Origin of the sequence: Bacillus pretiosus (assembly GCF_051294775.1) — a bacterium.
Taxonomy (GTDB): Bacteria; Bacillota; Bacilli; order Bacillales; family Bacillaceae_G; genus Bacillus_A; species Bacillus_A wiedmannii.
In genome coordinates this window covers 1,282,329-1,299,084 of the sequence record NZ_JBPPHF010000001.1, presented here as the reverse complement: position 1 = coordinate 1,299,084, position 16,756 = coordinate 1,282,329, and the positions used below count along the sequence as shown (strand labels likewise).

Genomic DNA, 16,756 nt, shown 5'->3' with positions numbered 1-16,756 from the left:
CTTGAAAACATAAAATGGATGAGGTGGAAGTGTGGATTGGAAAGAACGTCTTTTAGAAATGAATGATTTGCCAGTTATATTAGAATGGTATAACGATGAAGAATTACATAATATAGCGGATATAAAACCATATAAGCGATATACAATAGAGGAGTTACGAAAGTATTGGACTAAAAAATTAGCGAGGTCTTATGCAAGTTATCATGTAATAGTAGTGAAGGATGAAGTAATAGGTAGAGTTGGATTAAAAAAGACGAAATATAATGATACATATGTGATGGAATACTCCATTCTCATTGGCGTTTCGAATTTATATTCAAAAGGGCTTGGAACAGAGGTTACAAAATATTTCATTAATAAATCGTTTTTAGATCCCGATATACAAGCGGTTCTATTGCAAGTTAGGGAAGATAATAAGAGGGCAATTCGTTGTTATGAGAAAGCTGGATTTAAAAAAGTAAAGTCTTATATAGAGAATGAAGTAAAAGTATATGATATGCATAGAATTAAGGACGAAAAATACAAGTGATTAATTCTGAATATAATGTGAATTGGAAGGGTTCATGAAACCTATAATGATATTACATGTAAATGTACATAATATCGCTATTTTACATGTAATGAAACTTAAATTTAAGTAAAACAAGCATCAACCTGTTCTAAGTATGTAACAGATTGATGTTTGTTTTCGTTATAAAAAAATAGAAGCATTTCTGCTCCTATTTTTTACGGTTTCACTTCTAAATTTTGTAAAAATAAAGTTGCTGTTACGTAACGTTTTGCTAACATTTGTACATAAGCGGTATGCACAGAAAGGGTCGCAATAATAATCGCATTACGAATTGCTTCACGTTGTTCGTTGTTAACCTGATCGAACTTGCTTGCAATTTTATCAGCTCTTTCTTTCACGATATTTTCAATTGTATGGATTGTATCTGTTGCATTTAGTTGTAAGCAATTCCCTTGATTGAGTTCTTCAAATAGAGAAGAGTATGCTCCATATAAATGAACAGGATTGATTAAGTCATCACTTCGATCGGCTGGGTCATTTACGATAAGGCGTAATAGCTTACGAATGGATTCAAAATCAAGTGCTGTTTTTAAATCTTCAACAATGAATAGTAAGGCTGCTTGTTCAATTGAATATTTTTTTCCTTTTTGAGGAGAGCCAATCATTTCTTTTATATCTCGTTTCACCCAGTTTTGCATGGCTGTTACTGAGAAACTTGTATTTTCAATCTGATTTCCAAGCGCAACTATTTCATTTAATGAAAAACCGACGTCTGTATCATCAATTTTAATCAGTTTTTCAAAAATAGGTGAAAGTGCGGTAGTAATAAAAGCAGTTACGCTTTGTCCGCTTTCAATATCTTTTTTATGTGACTTCGCCCAAGCTTCTTGTAAAATACCGAGAGGCTTTTTCGTATTCCATCCTCTTAATGATAGAAGAAGGGTAGCCATTTCGTTTCGTGTGAGATGAAATGTTTCCATCTTTTCACCTCCAAAAATAATAAAAAGTTCTTATGAACCTATAATATGTTTTGTTTCATTTAAAGTCAATTCTGTTTTGCTTAATTTTTCCTTTGTCACCAAACTGTCGGAAGTAAATAATACTTGCATATTTCGACAAAAGTTCATATAATAAGTTCATAAGAACTTTTAAAATGTTTTTAAAAATAAATCTATCATTCTGAATTTACTAGAAAGGTAGATTTCACATATATCTATATAAAAGGAGAATGGATATAATATGTTGAAAAAACTTGTAGCAGTCATGACAGCATTCATGGTTATTTTTGGAGCTAGTAGCTTCATGTTTGTAGATCACGCAGCAGCGAAGGGTTACAAATCTGGTAAAAAATCATACACACCAAGTTCTGGTCAAAAGTCAAAAGTTGATTTGAACAAAAAAGATAATAACGTGAATTCACAAAAAACAACAACAGATTCAAAAACAAAGGCAACAAACACAGCACCAAAGAGTAATAAAGGAAGCTTTATGAAAGGTTTATTACTAGGTGGTCTTGGTGGTTTACTAATGGGTAGCCTATTTGCAAATATGGGAGCTCTTGGTTCTGTATTAGCGTTTATGGTAAATATGTTAGTAATGGCTGGTATCGTAATGTTAGCAGTTCGTGCATTTAAATACTTCAAAGATCAACGTAAGAAAAAGGAAGATGAAGTAGCATGGAAACAATAAAAATTTCTGAACAAGAACTTATCAATGCGCTTTGTGTATATATCGCTGAAAAAAGACAAGTTGGTCCAGAAGAAGTTTTAGTTGAACTAATGTATGATGATGACTACGGTTTCTCTGCTGAAGTAGAGGTAAATGGTCGCCAGCAAATTTTAATTCAAGCGAACTTAATTGAAGCATTACGCTTATTACTTGACAGAGAATATAATGTCAATTCATTTGCAGCAAGATTACAACTTGAATTAGATGATGAAGAAGGCATTTACGCATTAGCAAAGTTTAATAACACAGATGAGTAGAAAAAAGAGCTGTTGAGAGTAATCTCAGCAGCTCTTTTTAGTATGTGTATATGCCAGGGAATAATCACGCCAAATTTCATTCATTTTCCGTCTACCGAGATCAATCATCGGATTAAATTGAATGGCAGCTTGTTGTCGTACGGTATGTACATGTTGAATTGCTTGTTGTAAGTGTTGTTCAACCGAATGGGATTTATTATTTGCCTGTTTTACGATTGAATATCCAGCAACAGTTCCTTGTGCCATTGCAATTTTCCCACTTTCAATGCCAGTTATATTACCAGCTACAAATAAACCGGGAAGAGGGGTTTCCATCGTTTCGGAATGCAGTGGAACATGGCCGCCTAATTCCGGAATGTAACGGAAAGGACAGCCAGCTACAGCAGCAAGCTCAGCAAGAGGGTATAAGCCACCGGCAATACAAACGAAGTCTGCCTCATATATTTGTTCCGATCCAGTTATGATGTTTCCTTTCGTATCAATATTAGCAACGCGTACACCTTCAACTTGATCTGTACCGATAATTTCAAGAGCTGCTTTTCGAAGGTGAAGTGGTGTTCCGTTTATTTTCATACCTTTATTAGGATAGAAGTTTAATCCAACTTGTTTCGCCCAATTATATTTCATCAATCGACTACCTATACGTAATAAAGATGATGGGGCAAGGTGGGCAGCATGTAAGAGAGAGTTTAATACTTCTTCTGGTTCACCAGCCTTTTGACTTAATTCATTTTTTTCAGGAAGTACAATATGTTCCACTTTAATTCCCGCTAGTTGTAATTCATTCAAAATAGCGAATGACAAAATGTTAGCGCCAATAATTACTCCTTTTCGCCCAACTTGAACGCGATGTACATTTGTCATTACTTGGGCTGCACCAATCGACATGACTCCTGGAAGTGTCCAACCAGGAAGGGGGATGGAGTACTCAGAAGCGCCAGTAGCAAGTAAAACGAACGGCGCTTCTAGCGTACCGATATTCGTATGTACGAACCAAGAACTTTCATCTTTATCTAAATTATAGACGGAAATGCCGCATCGAATATCAACTGAAAGTGATTTTGCTTCTTCGTGAAGGCGTTTTGATTCTTCTATTCCGTTCCACCATTCTCCAGTAGGTTCTTGATGTAATTGTCCGAGCAACCTTCCGCCAGGCTTCATAAATTCATCAATAACAAGTACATTTAGTCCAAAACGAGCACAAGAGATGGAGGCTGACAAACCTGCTGGTCCAGCTCCGATAATAATGACATCATTCATCGCTTTTTCACCATCTCTCTCACGATATTTGGATGCTGTTTGCCGCTATCAACTACCATGTCTTTTTCAACAATAGTTAAGCATGCTCGTACGTTCGTTTGATTGTTTACTGTGACGCGGCATTCAGAACAATGTCCAATATTACAGTAAATACCTCGTGGCGTCCCGCTATCTTCATGCACTCTTAAAGTTCTTATTCCGTTTGCAAGTAAAGCGGCCGCAATCGTTTCATGTTCATATGCTTCATATTGTTGTCCGTTAAATTGGAAGGTGATACGCTTACTATTATTTAAACTCCCTAAAACAGGGTGATGGGTAATTCTATTCATTGATTTTCACCTACCGCTCCAAAGGTAACTGCGCGCACAGGTGGTTGATATTTTAATGGGATTTCATTCGTATTTCCGCCAGGATTTGCACTTTCAATCATTCGATCTATCATCATTCTACATGTGCGGCCACCGCAAAATCCCATGCCAGCACGTGTTCTTAGTTTTAATTCTCTTGCCGAGCATTTATATTCAGCAATTGTCGATTGAAGTTGACCGTATGTAACTTCTTCACATCGACAAACAATTAAGTGATCTTTATTCGTCATATGAATTCCTCCTCTAGTTCGGTTTGCACAAATTATTATGCAAAAACTATGCCAATATAAAGGAGGAAACGGTTATTGTAACCCAAGTTTTTTTAAGCGGTTATATAAAGTAGCCCTCGTAACACCAAGCTGTTTCGCGCATTCTAATTTATTCCCATTCAAAATACGTAATGCTCTCTCAATGACTTTTTTCTCATGTTCATCCATCTCTTCTTGTAAAGAGAGGATTGTATGATTGTTGCTGAGTAATAGGGAATGAGCCGTATGATTCTCTAATGTTTCAGTTGTATGAAATGGTAAATATTCTTGTTTTATAATACCGTCAGTCGCAAATACGACAAGTCTTTCAATAACGTTACGAAGTTCGCGAATATTACCTGGCCAATTGTAATGAAGTAACTCATGCATAATGCTGGAAGGTAAGTCACGAATTGGTCTGTTATAGTTGATTGAAAAATCGTTTAAAAAAGAATAGGTTAATTCAATAATATCCTCGCGTCTTTCGCGCAGCGGTGGAATATGCAAGCTAACTACATTTAGGCGATAGTATAAATCTTCTCGGAACGTGCCTTTTCTCATTTCCTCTTGTAAATCACGATTTGTAGCAGCGATAATGCGGAAATTAATATGAATCTCTTTTTCTCCACCAACTCGGTAATATTTTCGTTCTTGTAGTACACGTAAAAGCTTTACTTGCATATCGAGTGGCATTTCTCCTATTTCATCTAGGAATAATGTACCGCCTTGCGCGAGCTCTATTTTACCCTTTTTCCCTTTACTATTTGCACCAGAAAACGCCCCGCGCTCATACCCGAATAATTCACTTTCAAATAACGCTTCTGGAATGGCGCCGCAGTTAATTGAAATGAAAGGTGCTTTAGTTGCTTCACTTGCTTCATGGATCGCTTTCGCGAATACTTCTTTTCCAACACCACTTTCTCCGAGTATTAAAACAGTTGATTTCACCGAACACACCTTTCTAGCTAATTGTATCGTTCTTTGTATAACAGGGCTCTTTCCATTCATCGCAAGGAAAGGATCTAATTCATCTTTATATTTTGCGACCTCTTGTTCTAATCGGTGCATTTCATGTGACATATTAAATAGTTTTTCATTTAAAGCAACTTGATTCGTAACATCAGTTTCTGAAACGACTGCTCCTATAATTTCATCGTTACAATACACTGGGTTTGAATTTATTAATACGAACAAATCTGGACGAGGCTGATGGAACTGAGCGATTATGCTTTTTCCGTCATGTAATGATTGTAAAATTTCTAAATCTTTATAGTCAAAAAAACGAGTGATAGGTTGTCCAATAATTTCATTATGATTGACTGAAAAAATCTTTTCGGCGCCATCTGTCCAAGTACGAACATGTTCTTTCTCATCGATGACTGTAACGGAAGAATCAGTTGTTTGTATTACAGCGTTATAAAAAGATTGCAGCTCATTGTACGACTTAAAAAGAAACGGAATGATTTGCTGAGTCGTTATACAGCATATAGGCTCTTTATTTTCGTTCATTATGATAACGACTATTTCATTGGAAAACGCGTTAATTAAAGCGGTGAATGAGTCATTTTCATATATTACTGCACAGTTATATTCTTCTGTAGTAGAAGGGCGGTAATAATACTTTTCATTAATTTGCTTAATATGTTGCAAGCTGTATGTATGATCAATGGACAAAGTTTTTAGAAAATCTTTTATTGTGGGAAATGAGAATGCCATATTGTCCTCCTGTTATGTATAAAAATTTTGACAGTGATAAAAAAATAATACACCTATTCACGATAAATTTAAAATATTTTTACAAATAAAAATATTATTTATAAAAAGTATATATATGTACAGTTGGCACGTCAATTGCATAAAAGAAAGTGAGAGATTAAAAAGAAGGGAGGGGTGCTATGTGAGGCACTGTGACGTTTTAATAATAGGCGGTGGTATTATAGGCTGTTCTATCGCTTATTACACATCAAAATACGGAAGAGATGTAACAATCATTGAAAAAGGAGAATTTGTCAGTGGGACGTCTTCACGGTGTGACGGGAATATTTTGGCTATTGATAAAGATCCAGGGTTTGATAGTCAAATGTCGTTAGTAAGTCAAAAATTAGTTACTGATTTAAGTGAAGAGTTAGAGCACTCATTTGAATATAGGGCGCCAGGAAGTATTCTCGTATGTGAATCAGACGAAGAAATGGAAGCAGCCCAGCAATGGGTGAATCGTCAAAAGGAAGCTGGTTTACCGTTTCGAATGCTCGATAGGCAAGATATAAGAGAGGAATCGCCATTTTTTGCGGACGATTTATTAGGCGGATTAGAATGCGCAACGGATTCGACTGTAAATCCATATCTTCTTGCTTTTTCACTTCTTGCAGAATCGAAGAAGTTTGGTACGAAAGCTTTTAATCATACGGAAGTAAAAGAAATGAAAAGAGATATAGACGGTTCCTTTATTGTAGAAACGACTAACGGGACGTTTACTGCGAAACAAGTGGTAAACGCAGCCGGTGTGTGGGCTCCGAAAATCGGAGAAATGTTGGATGTAAATATCCCAATTGAACCGAGAAAAGGGCATATTATTGTAGCTTCAAGGCAACAACACGTTGGTTGCCGTAAAGTAATGGAATTTGGCTATTTAATTTCTAAATTTGGCGGAAAACGAAAAGTGGATGCTTTAACTGAGAAATATGGGGTAGCTCTTGTGTTTGAGCCGACAGAAAGCCAAAATTTTTTAATTGGTAGTAGTAGAGAGTTTGTAGGTTTTCATACGAAGATAAACAACGAGGTTATTAAATGTATTGCAAACAGAGCAATTCGTTTTTATCCGAAAATGGCGGATATGATGGTGATTCGTTCATATGCTGGATTACGCCCATGGACAGAAGATCATTTGCCAATCATTTCACGCGTGGAACATATCCCGAACTACTTTATAGCAGCGGGGCATGAAGGGGATGGCATAAGCCTTGCAGCGGTTACTGGAAAAGTAATTGAAGAGTTATTAAATGAAAAAGAAACAATCATTCCTATTGAACCACTTCGTTTGAGTCGTTTTACAGAAAGGGTGTTAAACGGATGAGGTCACAAAGAGTCTTTACGACGATTGATACACATACGGGCGGGAATCCGACGAGGACATTGATAAACGGACTTCCAAAGTTAATTGGAGAGACGATGGCAGAGAAGATGTTACATATGAAAAAGGAGTATGACTGGATTCGCAAATTGTTAATGAATGAACCGCGTGGTCATGATGTAATGTCAGGAGCACTATTAACAGATCCATGTCATCCTGAAGCAGATATTGGTGTTATATACATAGAGACAGGTGGATATTTACCGATGTGTGGTCACGATACAATTGGTGTATGTACAGCTTTAATTGAATCAGGTTTAATTCCTGTAGTTGAACCGATTACTTCGTTAAAGTTAGACACGCCAGCCGGCTTAGTTGAAGTGGATATCTTTGTTCAAGATGGAAAAGCGAAAGAAGTCTCTTTCTGTAACATACCAGCTTTTTTACTGAAACATATTACTGTACAAGTCGAAGGGATTGGAACTGTAGAAGCAGATATTGCGTATGGAGGGAATTTTTATGCCATTATCGATGCGAAGTCAGTAGGTTTAGAGTTAGTACCGGAACATGCATCTACAATCATCGATAAGGCAATTCATATTAGAAATATCATTAATGAGGAATTTGAAATCATTCATCCGCAGTATTCGTTTATTAGAGGGTTAACCCATATTGAATTTTATACAGATCCTACTCATGAAAGTGCTCATGTGAAAAATACAGTTGTCGTTCCCCCAGGAGGAATTGATCGTTCTCCATGTGGTACAGGAACATCAGCGAAGCTAGCTGTATTATACGCAAATCAAAAAATTGAAGTGGATGAAGAGTTTATTCATGAGAGTATCGTTGGCTCTTTATTTAAAGGGTGCGTCATAAATACAACATCTGTAGAAAATATTGAAGCTGTCGTAACGAAAATTACAGGTTCAGCTTGGCTTATGGGGATGCATAGATTTTTTTATAATGAAAAGGACCAACTGAAAGAAGGCTTTTTGCTAATTCCGCCGATGGAACATGAAACGGAGGATGTAAAATGAACATTCAAAAAATGTATACAGCAGTAGACGTACATGTAAATGGTGAAGCATTTCGTGTAATGAAAGATGTACCATGCAAATACTACTACAGTTTAGATCAATTAAACGAACAATTTTCAGGTGAATTAGCAGAAGAAATGAAGCTTGTATTAAATGAACCACGTGGTTTTATCGGATTAAATGGATGTATTGTCGTTCCTTCTATTCATATGGAAGTCGATGCAGCTGTATTATTTTTTAATCATGAAGGATCCATTCCGCTTCATTATGGGGGGATTGTCGCAGTCATAACGATGTTACTAGAAAGCGGGTATTTAAAAAAGAGAGAGACGAACCAATACAAAATCGAAACGCTATCTGGTATATTTTCAATCCATGCGTATGTAGAGAATGATGAAGTTGTATCTGTTTCGTTTGAAAGTAAACTATGTTATATGATTGAGAAAAATTTACAAGTTGGTAATATAAGTTACTCTCTCATTCAGGCAGATAAAGTATATGCAGTTGTAGAAAAGGATGCATACTCACCAGAAATCAGTATTGAAAATATCTCTAAATTAAAAAAATGGAGTGAAGTTACACTTCAAGCTATACAAAAACAGTCATTAATAAAAAGACTTATTTTAGTAGAATCTATGCAAACAGAAAAGAACCATATAAAGTCGATTACATTTCATGAAGATAACTTTATCGTACGTTCGCCTGGTTTTGTTTCTACTATTGTATCTTATGTTCATACATTATTTAAAAATGATTATATAGCGGATAAACCTTTTAAAAATGAAAGTATATTTAATAGCTTTATAACAGTGGAACAAGTGAAGAAAGAAGAACAAGGATACATTTTTCGCTTTGAAAGTAGAGGGTTTATTACAGGAATGCAGACGTTTCTATTAGACCCTACAGATCCGTTTCCGACAGGATTTTTATTAAAATAAAATAGTAAAGGGAGAGATAAATATGAAAAAAATTAAAGGGGCATTTCCAGTATTGATCACACCGATGGATGAGTTACAAGAAATTAATTGGAACGGTGTAAAACAAAACGTAAACTATTTTATCGATCAAAAGGTAGCTGGCATTATTATTAATGGAAGTACAGGTGAGTTTGTTAGTTTATCAAAAGAAGAACGATTTAAAATGGTAGAAACAGTATTAAAGGAAGTTGATGGCCGTATTCCAGTTATTGTAGGAACTGCAGCAGAAACGACGAAAGAAACGATTGAATATACGAAACATGCAGAAGCACACGGAGCGGATTGCGCATTAATTATTAACTCGTACTATTGTAAGCCGAAAGAAGAGGAAATTTATTTTCATTTTAAAGAAATCTCAAACGCTGTAAATATACCAATTATGTTATACAATAATCCGTTTACATCTGGTGTTGATATGAGTACAGAGCTCATGCTACGTATTGGAAAAGAATGTGAAAATGTTACACATATTAAAGAATCTAGCGGAGATATTCGTAAAGCAAGAGATTTAGTACGACAAGGCGAAGGTGCTTTTCAAGTCTTCTGTGGATCTGAAGATTTAGTTATGGAATCTTATTTAGTAGGTGCAACGGGATGGGTTTCAGTAGCAGGAAATATCTTGCCGGGACTTGTTACGAAAATGTATGAGCATTTCCAAAATGGTGAATTAGAAAAAGCTTGGGAAATAAACGATGCTATTTTACCTCTTTGCGAGTTTCTTGAAGGATCAGGAAAATATGTACAAATCGTTAAACGCTCAATGGAATTACACGGGCAAGCAGGGGGACCTTCTCGTTATCCGAGACTCGGATTAACTGAAGAAGAAGATCAAAAACTTCAAACGATTATTTCAAAAATTGCAGCTCATGCAGCTGTTTAAATAAGGAGGAGAGCATATATGTTAACGACAAACATTGAGCTGAGACCAAAAGTGAAAGCGTTTTTAAATGAAGAAATTAAAATGTTTATTAATGGTGAATTTGTACCTTCCATTAGCGGGAAGACATTTGAGACATACAATCCAGCAACAGAAGATGTTTTAGCTGTCGTATGCGAAGCGCGAGAAGAGGATATTGATGTAGCGGTAAAAGCTGCAAGATCTGCATTTGAATCAGGATCTTGGGTAGAAATGACTACCGCTGAAAGAGCGCACCTAATTTATAAATTAGCAGACTTAATTGAAGAGCATGGAGAAGAATTAGCGCAGTTAGAAGCTTTAGATAATGGAAAACCATATCAAGTAGCACTGGATGATGATATTGCAGCGACTGTAGAAAATTATCGTTATTATGCGGGATGGGCTACGAAAATTATCGGGCAAACAATTCCGATTTCAAAAGATTACTTAAATTACACACGCCATGAACCTGTTGGCGTTGTAGGTCAAATTATTCCTTGGAATTTTCCACTCGTTATGTCTTCTTGGAAAATGGGAGCTGCACTAGCAACAGGTTGTACAATCGTATTAAAACCAGCAGAGCAAACGCCTTTATCGTTATTATATACAGCGAAGCTCTTTAAAGAAGCAGGTTTTCCAAACGGTGTTGTAAACTTTGTTCCAGGTTTTGGCCCTGAAGCAGGAGCTGCAATCGTAAACCATCATGATATTGATAAAGTAGCCTTCACAGGTTCAACAGTTACAGGGAAATATATTATGCGTCAATCTGCAGAAACAATTAAACATGTAACGTTAGAACTTGGTGGTAAATCACCAAATATCATTTTAGAAGATGCTGATTTAGAAGAAGCGATTAACGGTGCATTCCAAGGCATTATGTATAATCATGGCCAAAATTGTAGTGCTGGATCTCGCGTGTTCGTTCACCGAAAACATTACGAAACAGTCGTAAATGAACTAGTGAAAATGGCGAATAACGTGAAACTTGGAGCAGGTATGGAGAAGGAAACGGAAATGGGTCCACTTGTATCTAAAAAGCAACAAGAGCGTGTGCTACATTACATTGAACAAGGAAAAGCAGAAGGTGCTACTGTTGCTGCTGGTGGTGAACGGGCATTTGAAAAAGGATATTTTGTACAGCCAACAGTTTTCACAAATGTTACTGATGATATGACAATTGTGAAAGAAGAAATTTTTGGACCAGTTGTCGTTGTACTTCCATTTGATTCAACAGAAGAGGTTATCGAAAGAGCAAATCGCTCTTCATACGGACTCGCTGCGGGCGTATGGACACAAAATATTAAAACAGGACATCAAGTTGCCAATAAATTAAAGGCAGGAACAGTATGGATTAATGATTATAACTTAGAAAATGCAGCTGCACCATTTGGTGGCTTTAAACAATCTGGAATCGGTCGTGAGTTAGGTTCATATGCGCTTGATAACTATACAGAAGTGAAAAGCGTTTGGGTAAATATAAAGTAATAGAGAATCTAACTGTTAATAAATAGAGGGATGAAATAATGAGAGATGCGGACAACTGTAAGGTTTAATAATAGTTGTCCGTTTTCTTATATATAAAATAGTTTTCAAAAGAATGTTAAGGGGGATTTGGATGGAGCAATTAGTAGAGTGGTTAGTAGGGCAAGTATGGAGTATTGGGTTAGTTGTTTTTGCATTAGGGGCAGGTGTGTATTTTACAATTGCCACTCGTTTTCTGCAAATTCGTTATTTTAAAGAGATGATTAAATTATTATTTGAAGGGAAGAGCTCGGAGACGGGAATTTCATCCTTTCAAGCATTTTGTTTAGCCTTATCAGGTAGGGTTGGAATAGGTAATATCGCAGGGGTCGCGACAGCTATCGCTTTTGGCGGACCAGGAGCTGTGTTTTGGATGTGGGTAATGGCTCTTTTAGGAGCAGCGAGTGCATTTGTTGAATCAACATTATCTCAAGTGTATAAAAGTAAAGTTGGGAATGAATACCGAGGTGGTACACCATATTTCATTGAAAAAGGCTTGAAAATGAAATGGTTTGCAGTCATTGTAGCGGTTGTTGTAACACTTTCATATGGCGTTTTATTACCAGGTATTCAGTCTAGTAGTATCGCAGTTGGATTTGAAAACTCTAATGGCATTAGCAAATATATAACTGGAATATTATTAGTTATATTATTAGCATCAATCATTTTTGGTGGCGTAAAGAGAATTGCGGGCGTTTCGCAAATGCTTGTTCCATTTATGGCAATAGGTTATGTAATTGTTACATGTATCGTATTAATTGCGAATGTAACAGAAATTCCAAGTATGTTCGCTTTAATTTTCTCTAGTGCTTTTGGTGTAAATGAAATGTTTGGCGGAATCGTTGGTGCAGCAATCGCATGGGGCGTAAAGCGTGCTGTATTTTCAAATGTTGCTGGTGTTGGAGAAGCGACGTATAGCTCCGCTGCTGCTGAAGTATCCCATCCTGCAAAACAAGGGTTAGTTCAAGCGTTTTCTGTATATATCGATACAATTGTTGTATGTACAGCGACAGCTCTTATGATTTTAATAACAGGTATGTATAATGTTATACCTGAAGGGAAAAGCGCTATAGTAAAGAATATAGGGAATGTTGATGCAGGTCCAATCTATACACAACAAGCAGTTGAAACTGTTATGACAGGGTTTGGTCCATTATTTATTTCAATCGCAATATTTTTCTTCGCATTTACAACTTTACTCGCATACTACTATATCGCTGAAACGACACTTACTTATTTAGATCGTGAGCTTAAACATAGCTGGTTAAAACCAGTTTTAAAAATTGGATTTTTAATTATGGTTTACATCGGTAGCGTAGAATCAGCGTCGCTTTTATGGAATCTTGGAGATTTAGGAATCGGTAGTATGGCATGGTTAAACTTAATTGCGATTCTACTATTAAGTAAAATTGCAATAAAAGTGTTAAAAGATTATGAAGCACAGAAAAAAGAAGGGAAAGATCCAGTATTTGATCCTAAAAATGTGGGAATTGAAGGTTTAATGTTTTGGGAAGAAAGAAGTAAAGAAATTGAAAGGAAAAATTATAAAGAACAAACAGTAGAGGATGATAGTCTGAAATTATAGTTAAAATAAACTGAATATTCATTCTTTTATAGCGTTGTATATTGCCTTCTTTTCATCACATACTACAATAGGTACACATAATTGGAATGGAGGTAATAATAAAATGGAACACGAACAACATAATTCAGTAAATGACGTTCTACATCATTATAAAGAAGGAATCGGTAGTTTTACAAACCAAATTCCTGAAATTGCGGAAACATATAATGCATTCACGCAAGCTTGTTTTCAAGAGGGTTCTTTAACGAAAAGAGAAAAACAACTTATTGCATTAGGAATTAGCCTAGCAACGCAAGATGAATATTGTACCGTTTATCATACAAAAGGTTGTCTTGATCAAGGGTGTTCAGATAAAGAGATTCTGGAAGCATGTGGTGTATCAGCAGCATTTGCTGGCGGAGCTGCAATGAGTCAAGCGGTAACATTAGTACAAGAGTGTTTAAGTGAACTGAAAAATCAGAAGCATTGAATGTAAAAGAACGTTTTAAACTTTATGTTTAAAACGTTCTTTTACTTGAGATTAAATTTGAGTATAAAAATTATCTAGTATGTGATGTATTAAAGTAAGAATTTTAAATGTAGTGGGAATGAGAAATCACAACTATTTATTTAGTTTTAAGATTTTCTAAAAAGTTTCAATTGTTTCATATAATCAATAGCTTTTGTTTTGTTCTTTTGTTTACATACATATTCAAATTCGTTCTTATCTCGATAATAACAATTCATTATTTCTTCTGTAAGAAATCCATCGGAAATAGCTTTTTTAATTGCGCAATGTGGTTCATTTGTATGAGTGCAGTTAGAGAATTTACAGCTCATAGCTATCTCTTCGATATCTTCATAGCCAAGATTAAAGTTGTCCTCATGTTTTATTAAGTCAAAACCTGTTTTACTAATGGTTAATCCCTCCACTTGCCATACATTATATAAGTATGTTTTAACTAAATATATATTTCCTTTTAGTAACCTGTTATTCCTTCCTTAAAACTTGGTACAATGAAACAAAAGGGGGATTAGTAATGCAAAATTTAGTAATTGAAGAGATTAAGCAAATAAATGATGATATGGAAGAGCTTTCTAAACTTTTGAAAACGGTTGTAGATGATGGGGCGTCAATTGGTTTTTTACCTCCACTGGAACAAATAGAATCAACAAAGTATTGGGAAACTGTTTTAGCACCAGAAGTGATCTTGTATGTTGCTAAAATAAATAATGAAGTGGCAGGGAGTATTCAATTACATTTAGTTACAAAGCCTAATGGGATTCATAGAGCTGAAATTTGCAAGTTAATGACTCACCCGAACTTTAGACGTAACGGTATTGGACGTTCGCTTATGCAAAAAGCAGAGGAAAGAGCAAAGCAAGAAAATAGGTCTCTTATAGTGCTAGATACGAGAGAAGGAGACCCTTCTAATAGATTGTATAAATCATTAGACTATAAAGAAGTTGGAAAAATACCAGAATACGCAATATCTCCAAATGGTAATTTAGATGCAACGGTTATTTATTATAAAATGATTTAGTATTTTTATTTGAAAAGAGGGATATTTTTAAACGAAAAATCTGTTATTAGGTCTGAGTATTGATTTGTAAAAAAATTGATAACCCCCTGTATAATAGGGGTTTTCTTTTCATTCATTAACTTCATATTGAATGTTCAATTTGAGGGCCAATTTGTATAAGGTTTTAACAGTTGTATAAGAGGTATTACTTAAATAGGAATTTTGAAGTCTTTTGGTGAATATTAAATGTTAATCTAAAAGATGGAGGTTGCTGTGATGTTGAAACTGTTTCAATATAACTGGCAAGTTCGTGATGATTGGTTTACATGGTGCGAAGACATATCGGCCGAAGAACTGGTAAAGAAACGGGTCGGTGGATTCGGCAGTATACTACATACCCTATTTCATATTGTAGATGTGGAATATATGTGGATCTTAGGTTTGCGTGGTGAATCAGTGCCTGAGGAGCCATTGTTTGAAGAGTATGCCAGCTTACAAAAAGTGAAAAATCTTTCAGCTCAATACCACGGGAAAGTGAAGCCATTTGTGACCTCTTGGACAAATGAAATGGATTCTCGGAAACTTTCAAAAGCTGACTTCAATGAAGAGCCGATTAGCTCAAGAGACGCACCAATTAGGCGTCGAGTCATTGAATGTACACACGGAGAGTTAATACGTCATGTCATTGTCCACGAAATCCATCATATCGGCCAGTTATCTATATGGGCACGTGAAATCGGAAAGGAGCCAGTTTCCGCAAATCTGAGAGGGAGAGGGCTATTTGATAACTAGACTAACTTTGCCAATTTCGTAATTTATTTATAAACGAATAGTTTAATTGAGTATATTTAACACCGTCTATATTTCTCTAGCGGTGTTATTTGAATGTATCAATAAAATTTATATAATGTACTAAATGAATTTGAGAAAGTTTTTAGAGGGTTCTTTTCGTTATACTCCTTGACTTATAATGGATGTAGAGAAGATGACTAGCCGACTATAGTTATTTTCGCTTTATTATGGGAAAGGGGATGACGGGATGAGAACGAAAGGTTTACAGAAGGTGAAGAAAGTTATATTAAGTGGTGGTATATTACTTACGGGATTGTTAACTTTCGGTTTTTCAGAAAAAGCTTCAGCTCATGGATATGTTGAATCACCAGCGAGCCGTTCTTATTTATGTAAGCAAGGGGTAAATGTAAATTGCGGACCGATTCAATACGAGCCGCAAAGTGTAGAAGGAATAGGTGGATTCCCGCAATTAGGACCTTCTGATGGACAAATTGCAGGAGCAGGCCATTTTCCTGCTTTAGACGTTCAATCAGTTGATAGGTGGAAGAAAGTTACGTTAAACGGCGGGACGAATACATTCAAGTGGAAACTAACCGCACCTCATAGTACGAAAGAATGGAAATACTATATTACGAAAAAAGATTGGAATCCAAATAAGCCGTTAACAAGGTCTGATTTAGATTTAGTGCCATTCTATGTGAAAAATGATGGGGGAACAAGACCAGGAACTTCAGTAACTCATGAAGCGAATGTACCTACTGATAGAAATGGATATCACCTTATTTTAGCTGTTTGGGAAATTGCAGATACTGGGAATGCATTTTATCAAGTTATAGATGTTAACCTTGTAAATAACGGTTTAGCATCAAATTTTCCGCTAAATCATGTAGTGCAAGCTCCTAGCTTATTTTAAATAAAATATACATTTTGATCATCTAATTCATTTTAGATGATCTTTTTTTACGAAAAACGATGAAAAATATAGAAGAAAGTGCAATTATT

General features: G+C 35.7%; 19 protein-coding genes. 13 read left to right on the top strand and 6 right to left on the bottom strand.

Annotated elements, in window-relative coordinates:
• Positions 1-31: 31 nt before the first annotated feature.
• Positions 32-529, top strand: coding sequence for a GNAT family N-acetyltransferase (locus ACSG5Z_RS06460; RefSeq protein WP_435711078.1), 498 nt, complete (start codon positions 32-34; stop codon positions 527-529).
• 197 nt (positions 530-726) lie between these two features.
• Here ACSG5Z_RS06460 and ACSG5Z_RS06455 read toward each other — a convergent pair whose 3' ends face one another.
• Positions 727-1,491, bottom strand: a complete 765-nt coding sequence (locus tag ACSG5Z_RS06455; protein ID WP_000447225.1) for a DUF1836 domain-containing protein — start codon at positions 1,489-1,491, stop codon at positions 727-729.
• Positions 1,492-1,750: 259 nt separating this feature from the next.
• Between ACSG5Z_RS06455 and ACSG5Z_RS06450 the strand changes: the two genes are divergently transcribed.
• Together ACSG5Z_RS06450 and ACSG5Z_RS06445 are read left to right on the top strand one after the other, a co-directional pair.
• Entirely contained in the window at positions 1,751-2,200 is a 450-nt protein-coding gene (locus ACSG5Z_RS06450) for a hypothetical protein (protein ID WP_000914471.1), read from the top strand.
• Positions 2,188-2,496, top strand: a complete 309-nt coding sequence (locus ACSG5Z_RS06445; protein WP_435711075.1) for a YxcD family protein — start codon at positions 2,188-2,190, stop codon at positions 2,494-2,496. Before ACSG5Z_RS06450 ends, ACSG5Z_RS06445 begins: the two co-directional genes overlap by 13 nt.
• A gap of 24 nt (positions 2,497-2,520) precedes the next feature.
• Here ACSG5Z_RS06445 and ACSG5Z_RS06440 read toward each other — a convergent pair whose 3' ends face one another.
• The 4 genes from ACSG5Z_RS06440 to ACSG5Z_RS06425 all read right to left on the bottom strand — a co-directional run bounded on the left by ACSG5Z_RS06440 (position 2,521) and on the right by ACSG5Z_RS06425 (position 6,088).
• Complete coding sequence (locus tag ACSG5Z_RS06440; protein ID WP_435711073.1) at positions 2,521-3,756, bottom strand: NAD(P)/FAD-dependent oxidoreductase; 1,236 nt, start codon at positions 3,754-3,756, stop codon at positions 2,521-2,523.
• The gene (locus ACSG5Z_RS06435; protein WP_073515335.1) at positions 3,753-4,085 is read right to left on the bottom strand and encodes a (2Fe-2S)-binding protein; all 333 of its coding nucleotides are present in this window, start codon (positions 4,083-4,085) and stop codon (positions 3,753-3,755) included. Before ACSG5Z_RS06435 ends, ACSG5Z_RS06440 begins: the two co-directional genes overlap by 4 nt.
• A complete protein-coding gene (locus ACSG5Z_RS06430) occupies positions 4,082-4,354 on the bottom strand; it encodes a (2Fe-2S)-binding protein (RefSeq protein WP_137012607.1) in 273 nt (90 codons plus the stop codon). The genes ACSG5Z_RS06435 and ACSG5Z_RS06430 overlap by 4 nt, the downstream gene beginning before the upstream one ends.
• A 72-nt stretch (positions 4,355-4,426) precedes the next feature.
• On the bottom strand, positions 4,427-6,088 hold the full coding sequence (locus ACSG5Z_RS06425; RefSeq protein ID WP_435711071.1) for a sigma-54 interaction domain-containing protein: 1,662 nt from the start codon (positions 6,086-6,088) through the stop codon (positions 4,427-4,429).
• 181 nt (positions 6,089-6,269) lie between these two features.
• On the opposite strand from ACSG5Z_RS06425, the gene ACSG5Z_RS06420 reads away from it, so the two are divergent.
• From ACSG5Z_RS06420 to ACSG5Z_RS06390, 7 genes are all read left to right on the top strand, one after another.
• Positions 6,270-7,445: an NAD(P)/FAD-dependent oxidoreductase gene (locus ACSG5Z_RS06420; protein WP_063259927.1), complete on the top strand. Its 1,176-nt coding sequence runs from the start codon at positions 6,270-6,272 to the stop codon at positions 7,443-7,445.
• Positions 7,442-8,479: a proline racemase family protein gene (locus ACSG5Z_RS06415; RefSeq protein WP_435711069.1), complete on the top strand. Its 1,038-nt coding sequence runs from the start codon at positions 7,442-7,444 to the stop codon at positions 8,477-8,479. The genes ACSG5Z_RS06420 and ACSG5Z_RS06415 overlap by 4 nt, the downstream gene beginning before the upstream one ends.
• Entirely contained in the window at positions 8,476-9,417 is a 942-nt protein-coding gene (locus tag ACSG5Z_RS06410) for a proline racemase family protein (RefSeq protein ID WP_435711067.1), read from the top strand. The genes ACSG5Z_RS06415 and ACSG5Z_RS06410 overlap by 4 nt, the downstream gene beginning before the upstream one ends.
• Positions 9,418-9,439: 22 nt before the next feature.
• Entirely contained in the window at positions 9,440-10,336 is an 897-nt protein-coding gene (dapA, locus tag ACSG5Z_RS06405; protein WP_098047715.1) for a 4-hydroxy-tetrahydrodipicolinate synthase, read from the top strand.
• Positions 10,337-10,354: 18 nt separating this feature from the next.
• Positions 10,355-11,839: an aldehyde dehydrogenase family protein gene (locus ACSG5Z_RS06400; protein ID WP_435711065.1), complete on the top strand. Its 1,485-nt coding sequence runs from the start codon at positions 10,355-10,357 to the stop codon at positions 11,837-11,839.
• Between the two features lie 130 nt (positions 11,840-11,969).
• Complete coding sequence (locus tag ACSG5Z_RS06395; protein WP_435711064.1) at positions 11,970-13,460, top strand: alanine/glycine:cation symporter family protein; 1,491 nt, start codon at positions 11,970-11,972, stop codon at positions 13,458-13,460.
• Positions 13,461-13,563: 103 nt separating this feature from the next.
• On the top strand, positions 13,564-13,929 hold the full coding sequence (locus ACSG5Z_RS06390; protein WP_435711063.1) for a carboxymuconolactone decarboxylase family protein: 366 nt from the start codon (positions 13,564-13,566) through the stop codon (positions 13,927-13,929).
• Positions 13,930-14,075: 146 nt separating this feature from the next.
• Here the strand turns inward: ACSG5Z_RS06390 and ACSG5Z_RS06385 are convergent, their stop codons facing one another.
• A complete protein-coding gene (locus ACSG5Z_RS06385; protein ID WP_060487071.1) occupies positions 14,076-14,372 on the bottom strand; it encodes a hypothetical protein in 297 nt (98 codons plus the stop codon).
• Between the two features lie 107 nt (positions 14,373-14,479).
• Between ACSG5Z_RS06385 and ACSG5Z_RS06380 the strand changes: the two genes are divergently transcribed.
• The 3 genes from ACSG5Z_RS06380 to ACSG5Z_RS06370 all read left to right on the top strand — a co-directional run bounded on the left by ACSG5Z_RS06380 (position 14,480) and on the right by ACSG5Z_RS06370 (position 16,667).
• On the top strand, positions 14,480-14,983 hold the full coding sequence (locus tag ACSG5Z_RS06380) for a GNAT family N-acetyltransferase (RefSeq protein ID WP_088063705.1): 504 nt from the start codon (positions 14,480-14,482) through the stop codon (positions 14,981-14,983).
• 255 nt (positions 14,984-15,238) lie between these two features.
• Positions 15,239-15,754, top strand: a complete 516-nt coding sequence (locus ACSG5Z_RS06375) for a DinB family protein (RefSeq protein ID WP_088063704.1) — start codon at positions 15,239-15,241, stop codon at positions 15,752-15,754.
• A 247-nt stretch (positions 15,755-16,001) separates the two neighbouring features.
• Positions 16,002-16,667 carry a lytic polysaccharide monooxygenase gene (locus ACSG5Z_RS06370; RefSeq protein WP_048547409.1) on the top strand — a complete coding sequence of 222 codons (666 nt, stop codon included), beginning with the start codon at positions 16,002-16,004 and terminating at the stop codon, positions 16,665-16,667.
• The last annotated feature ends 89 nt before the right edge of the window (positions 16,668-16,756 follow it).

Bases quoted from the DNA above. Each gene is read 5' to 3' on its own strand.
- ACSG5Z_RS06455 (WP_000447225.1), bottom strand. From the start codon at position 1,491: ATGGAAACATTTCATCTCACACGAAACGAAATGGCTACCCTTCTTCTA.
- ACSG5Z_RS06450 (WP_000914471.1), top strand. From the start codon at position 1,751: ATGTTGAAAAAACTTGTAGCAGTCATGACAGCATTCATGGTTATTTTT.
- ACSG5Z_RS06445 (WP_435711075.1), top strand. From the start codon at position 2,188: ATGGAAACAATAAAAATTTCTGAACAAGAACTTATCAATGCGCTTTGT.
- ACSG5Z_RS06440 (WP_435711073.1), bottom strand. From the start codon at position 3,756: ATGAATGATGTCATTATTATCGGAGCTGGACCAGCAGGTTTGTCAGCC.
- ACSG5Z_RS06435 (WP_073515335.1), bottom strand. From the start codon at position 4,085: ATGAATAGAATTACCCATCACCCTGTTTTAGGGAGTTTAAATAATAGT.
- ACSG5Z_RS06430 (WP_137012607.1), bottom strand. From the start codon at position 4,354: ATGACGAATAAAGATCACTTAATTGTTTGTCGATGTGAAGAAGTTACA.
- ACSG5Z_RS06425 (WP_435711071.1), bottom strand. From the start codon at position 6,088: ATGGCATTCTCATTTCCCACAATAAAAGATTTTCTAAAAACTTTGTCC.
- ACSG5Z_RS06415 (WP_435711069.1), top strand. From the start codon at position 7,442: ATGAGGTCACAAAGAGTCTTTACGACGATTGATACACATACGGGCGGG.
- ACSG5Z_RS06410 (WP_435711067.1), top strand. From the start codon at position 8,476: ATGAACATTCAAAAAATGTATACAGCAGTAGACGTACATGTAAATGGT.
- dapA (WP_098047715.1), top strand. From the start codon at position 9,440: ATGAAAAAAATTAAAGGGGCATTTCCAGTATTGATCACACCGATGGAT.
- ACSG5Z_RS06400 (WP_435711065.1), top strand. From the start codon at position 10,355: ATGTTAACGACAAACATTGAGCTGAGACCAAAAGTGAAAGCGTTTTTA.
- ACSG5Z_RS06395 (WP_435711064.1), top strand. From the start codon at position 11,970: ATGGAGCAATTAGTAGAGTGGTTAGTAGGGCAAGTATGGAGTATTGGG.
- ACSG5Z_RS06390 (WP_435711063.1), top strand. From the start codon at position 13,564: ATGGAACACGAACAACATAATTCAGTAAATGACGTTCTACATCATTAT.
- ACSG5Z_RS06380 (WP_088063705.1), top strand. From the start codon at position 14,480: ATGCAAAATTTAGTAATTGAAGAGATTAAGCAAATAAATGATGATATG.
- ACSG5Z_RS06375 (WP_088063704.1), top strand. From the start codon at position 15,239: ATGTTGAAACTGTTTCAATATAACTGGCAAGTTCGTGATGATTGGTTT.
- ACSG5Z_RS06370 (WP_048547409.1), top strand. From the start codon at position 16,002: ATGAGAACGAAAGGTTTACAGAAGGTGAAGAAAGTTATATTAAGTGGT.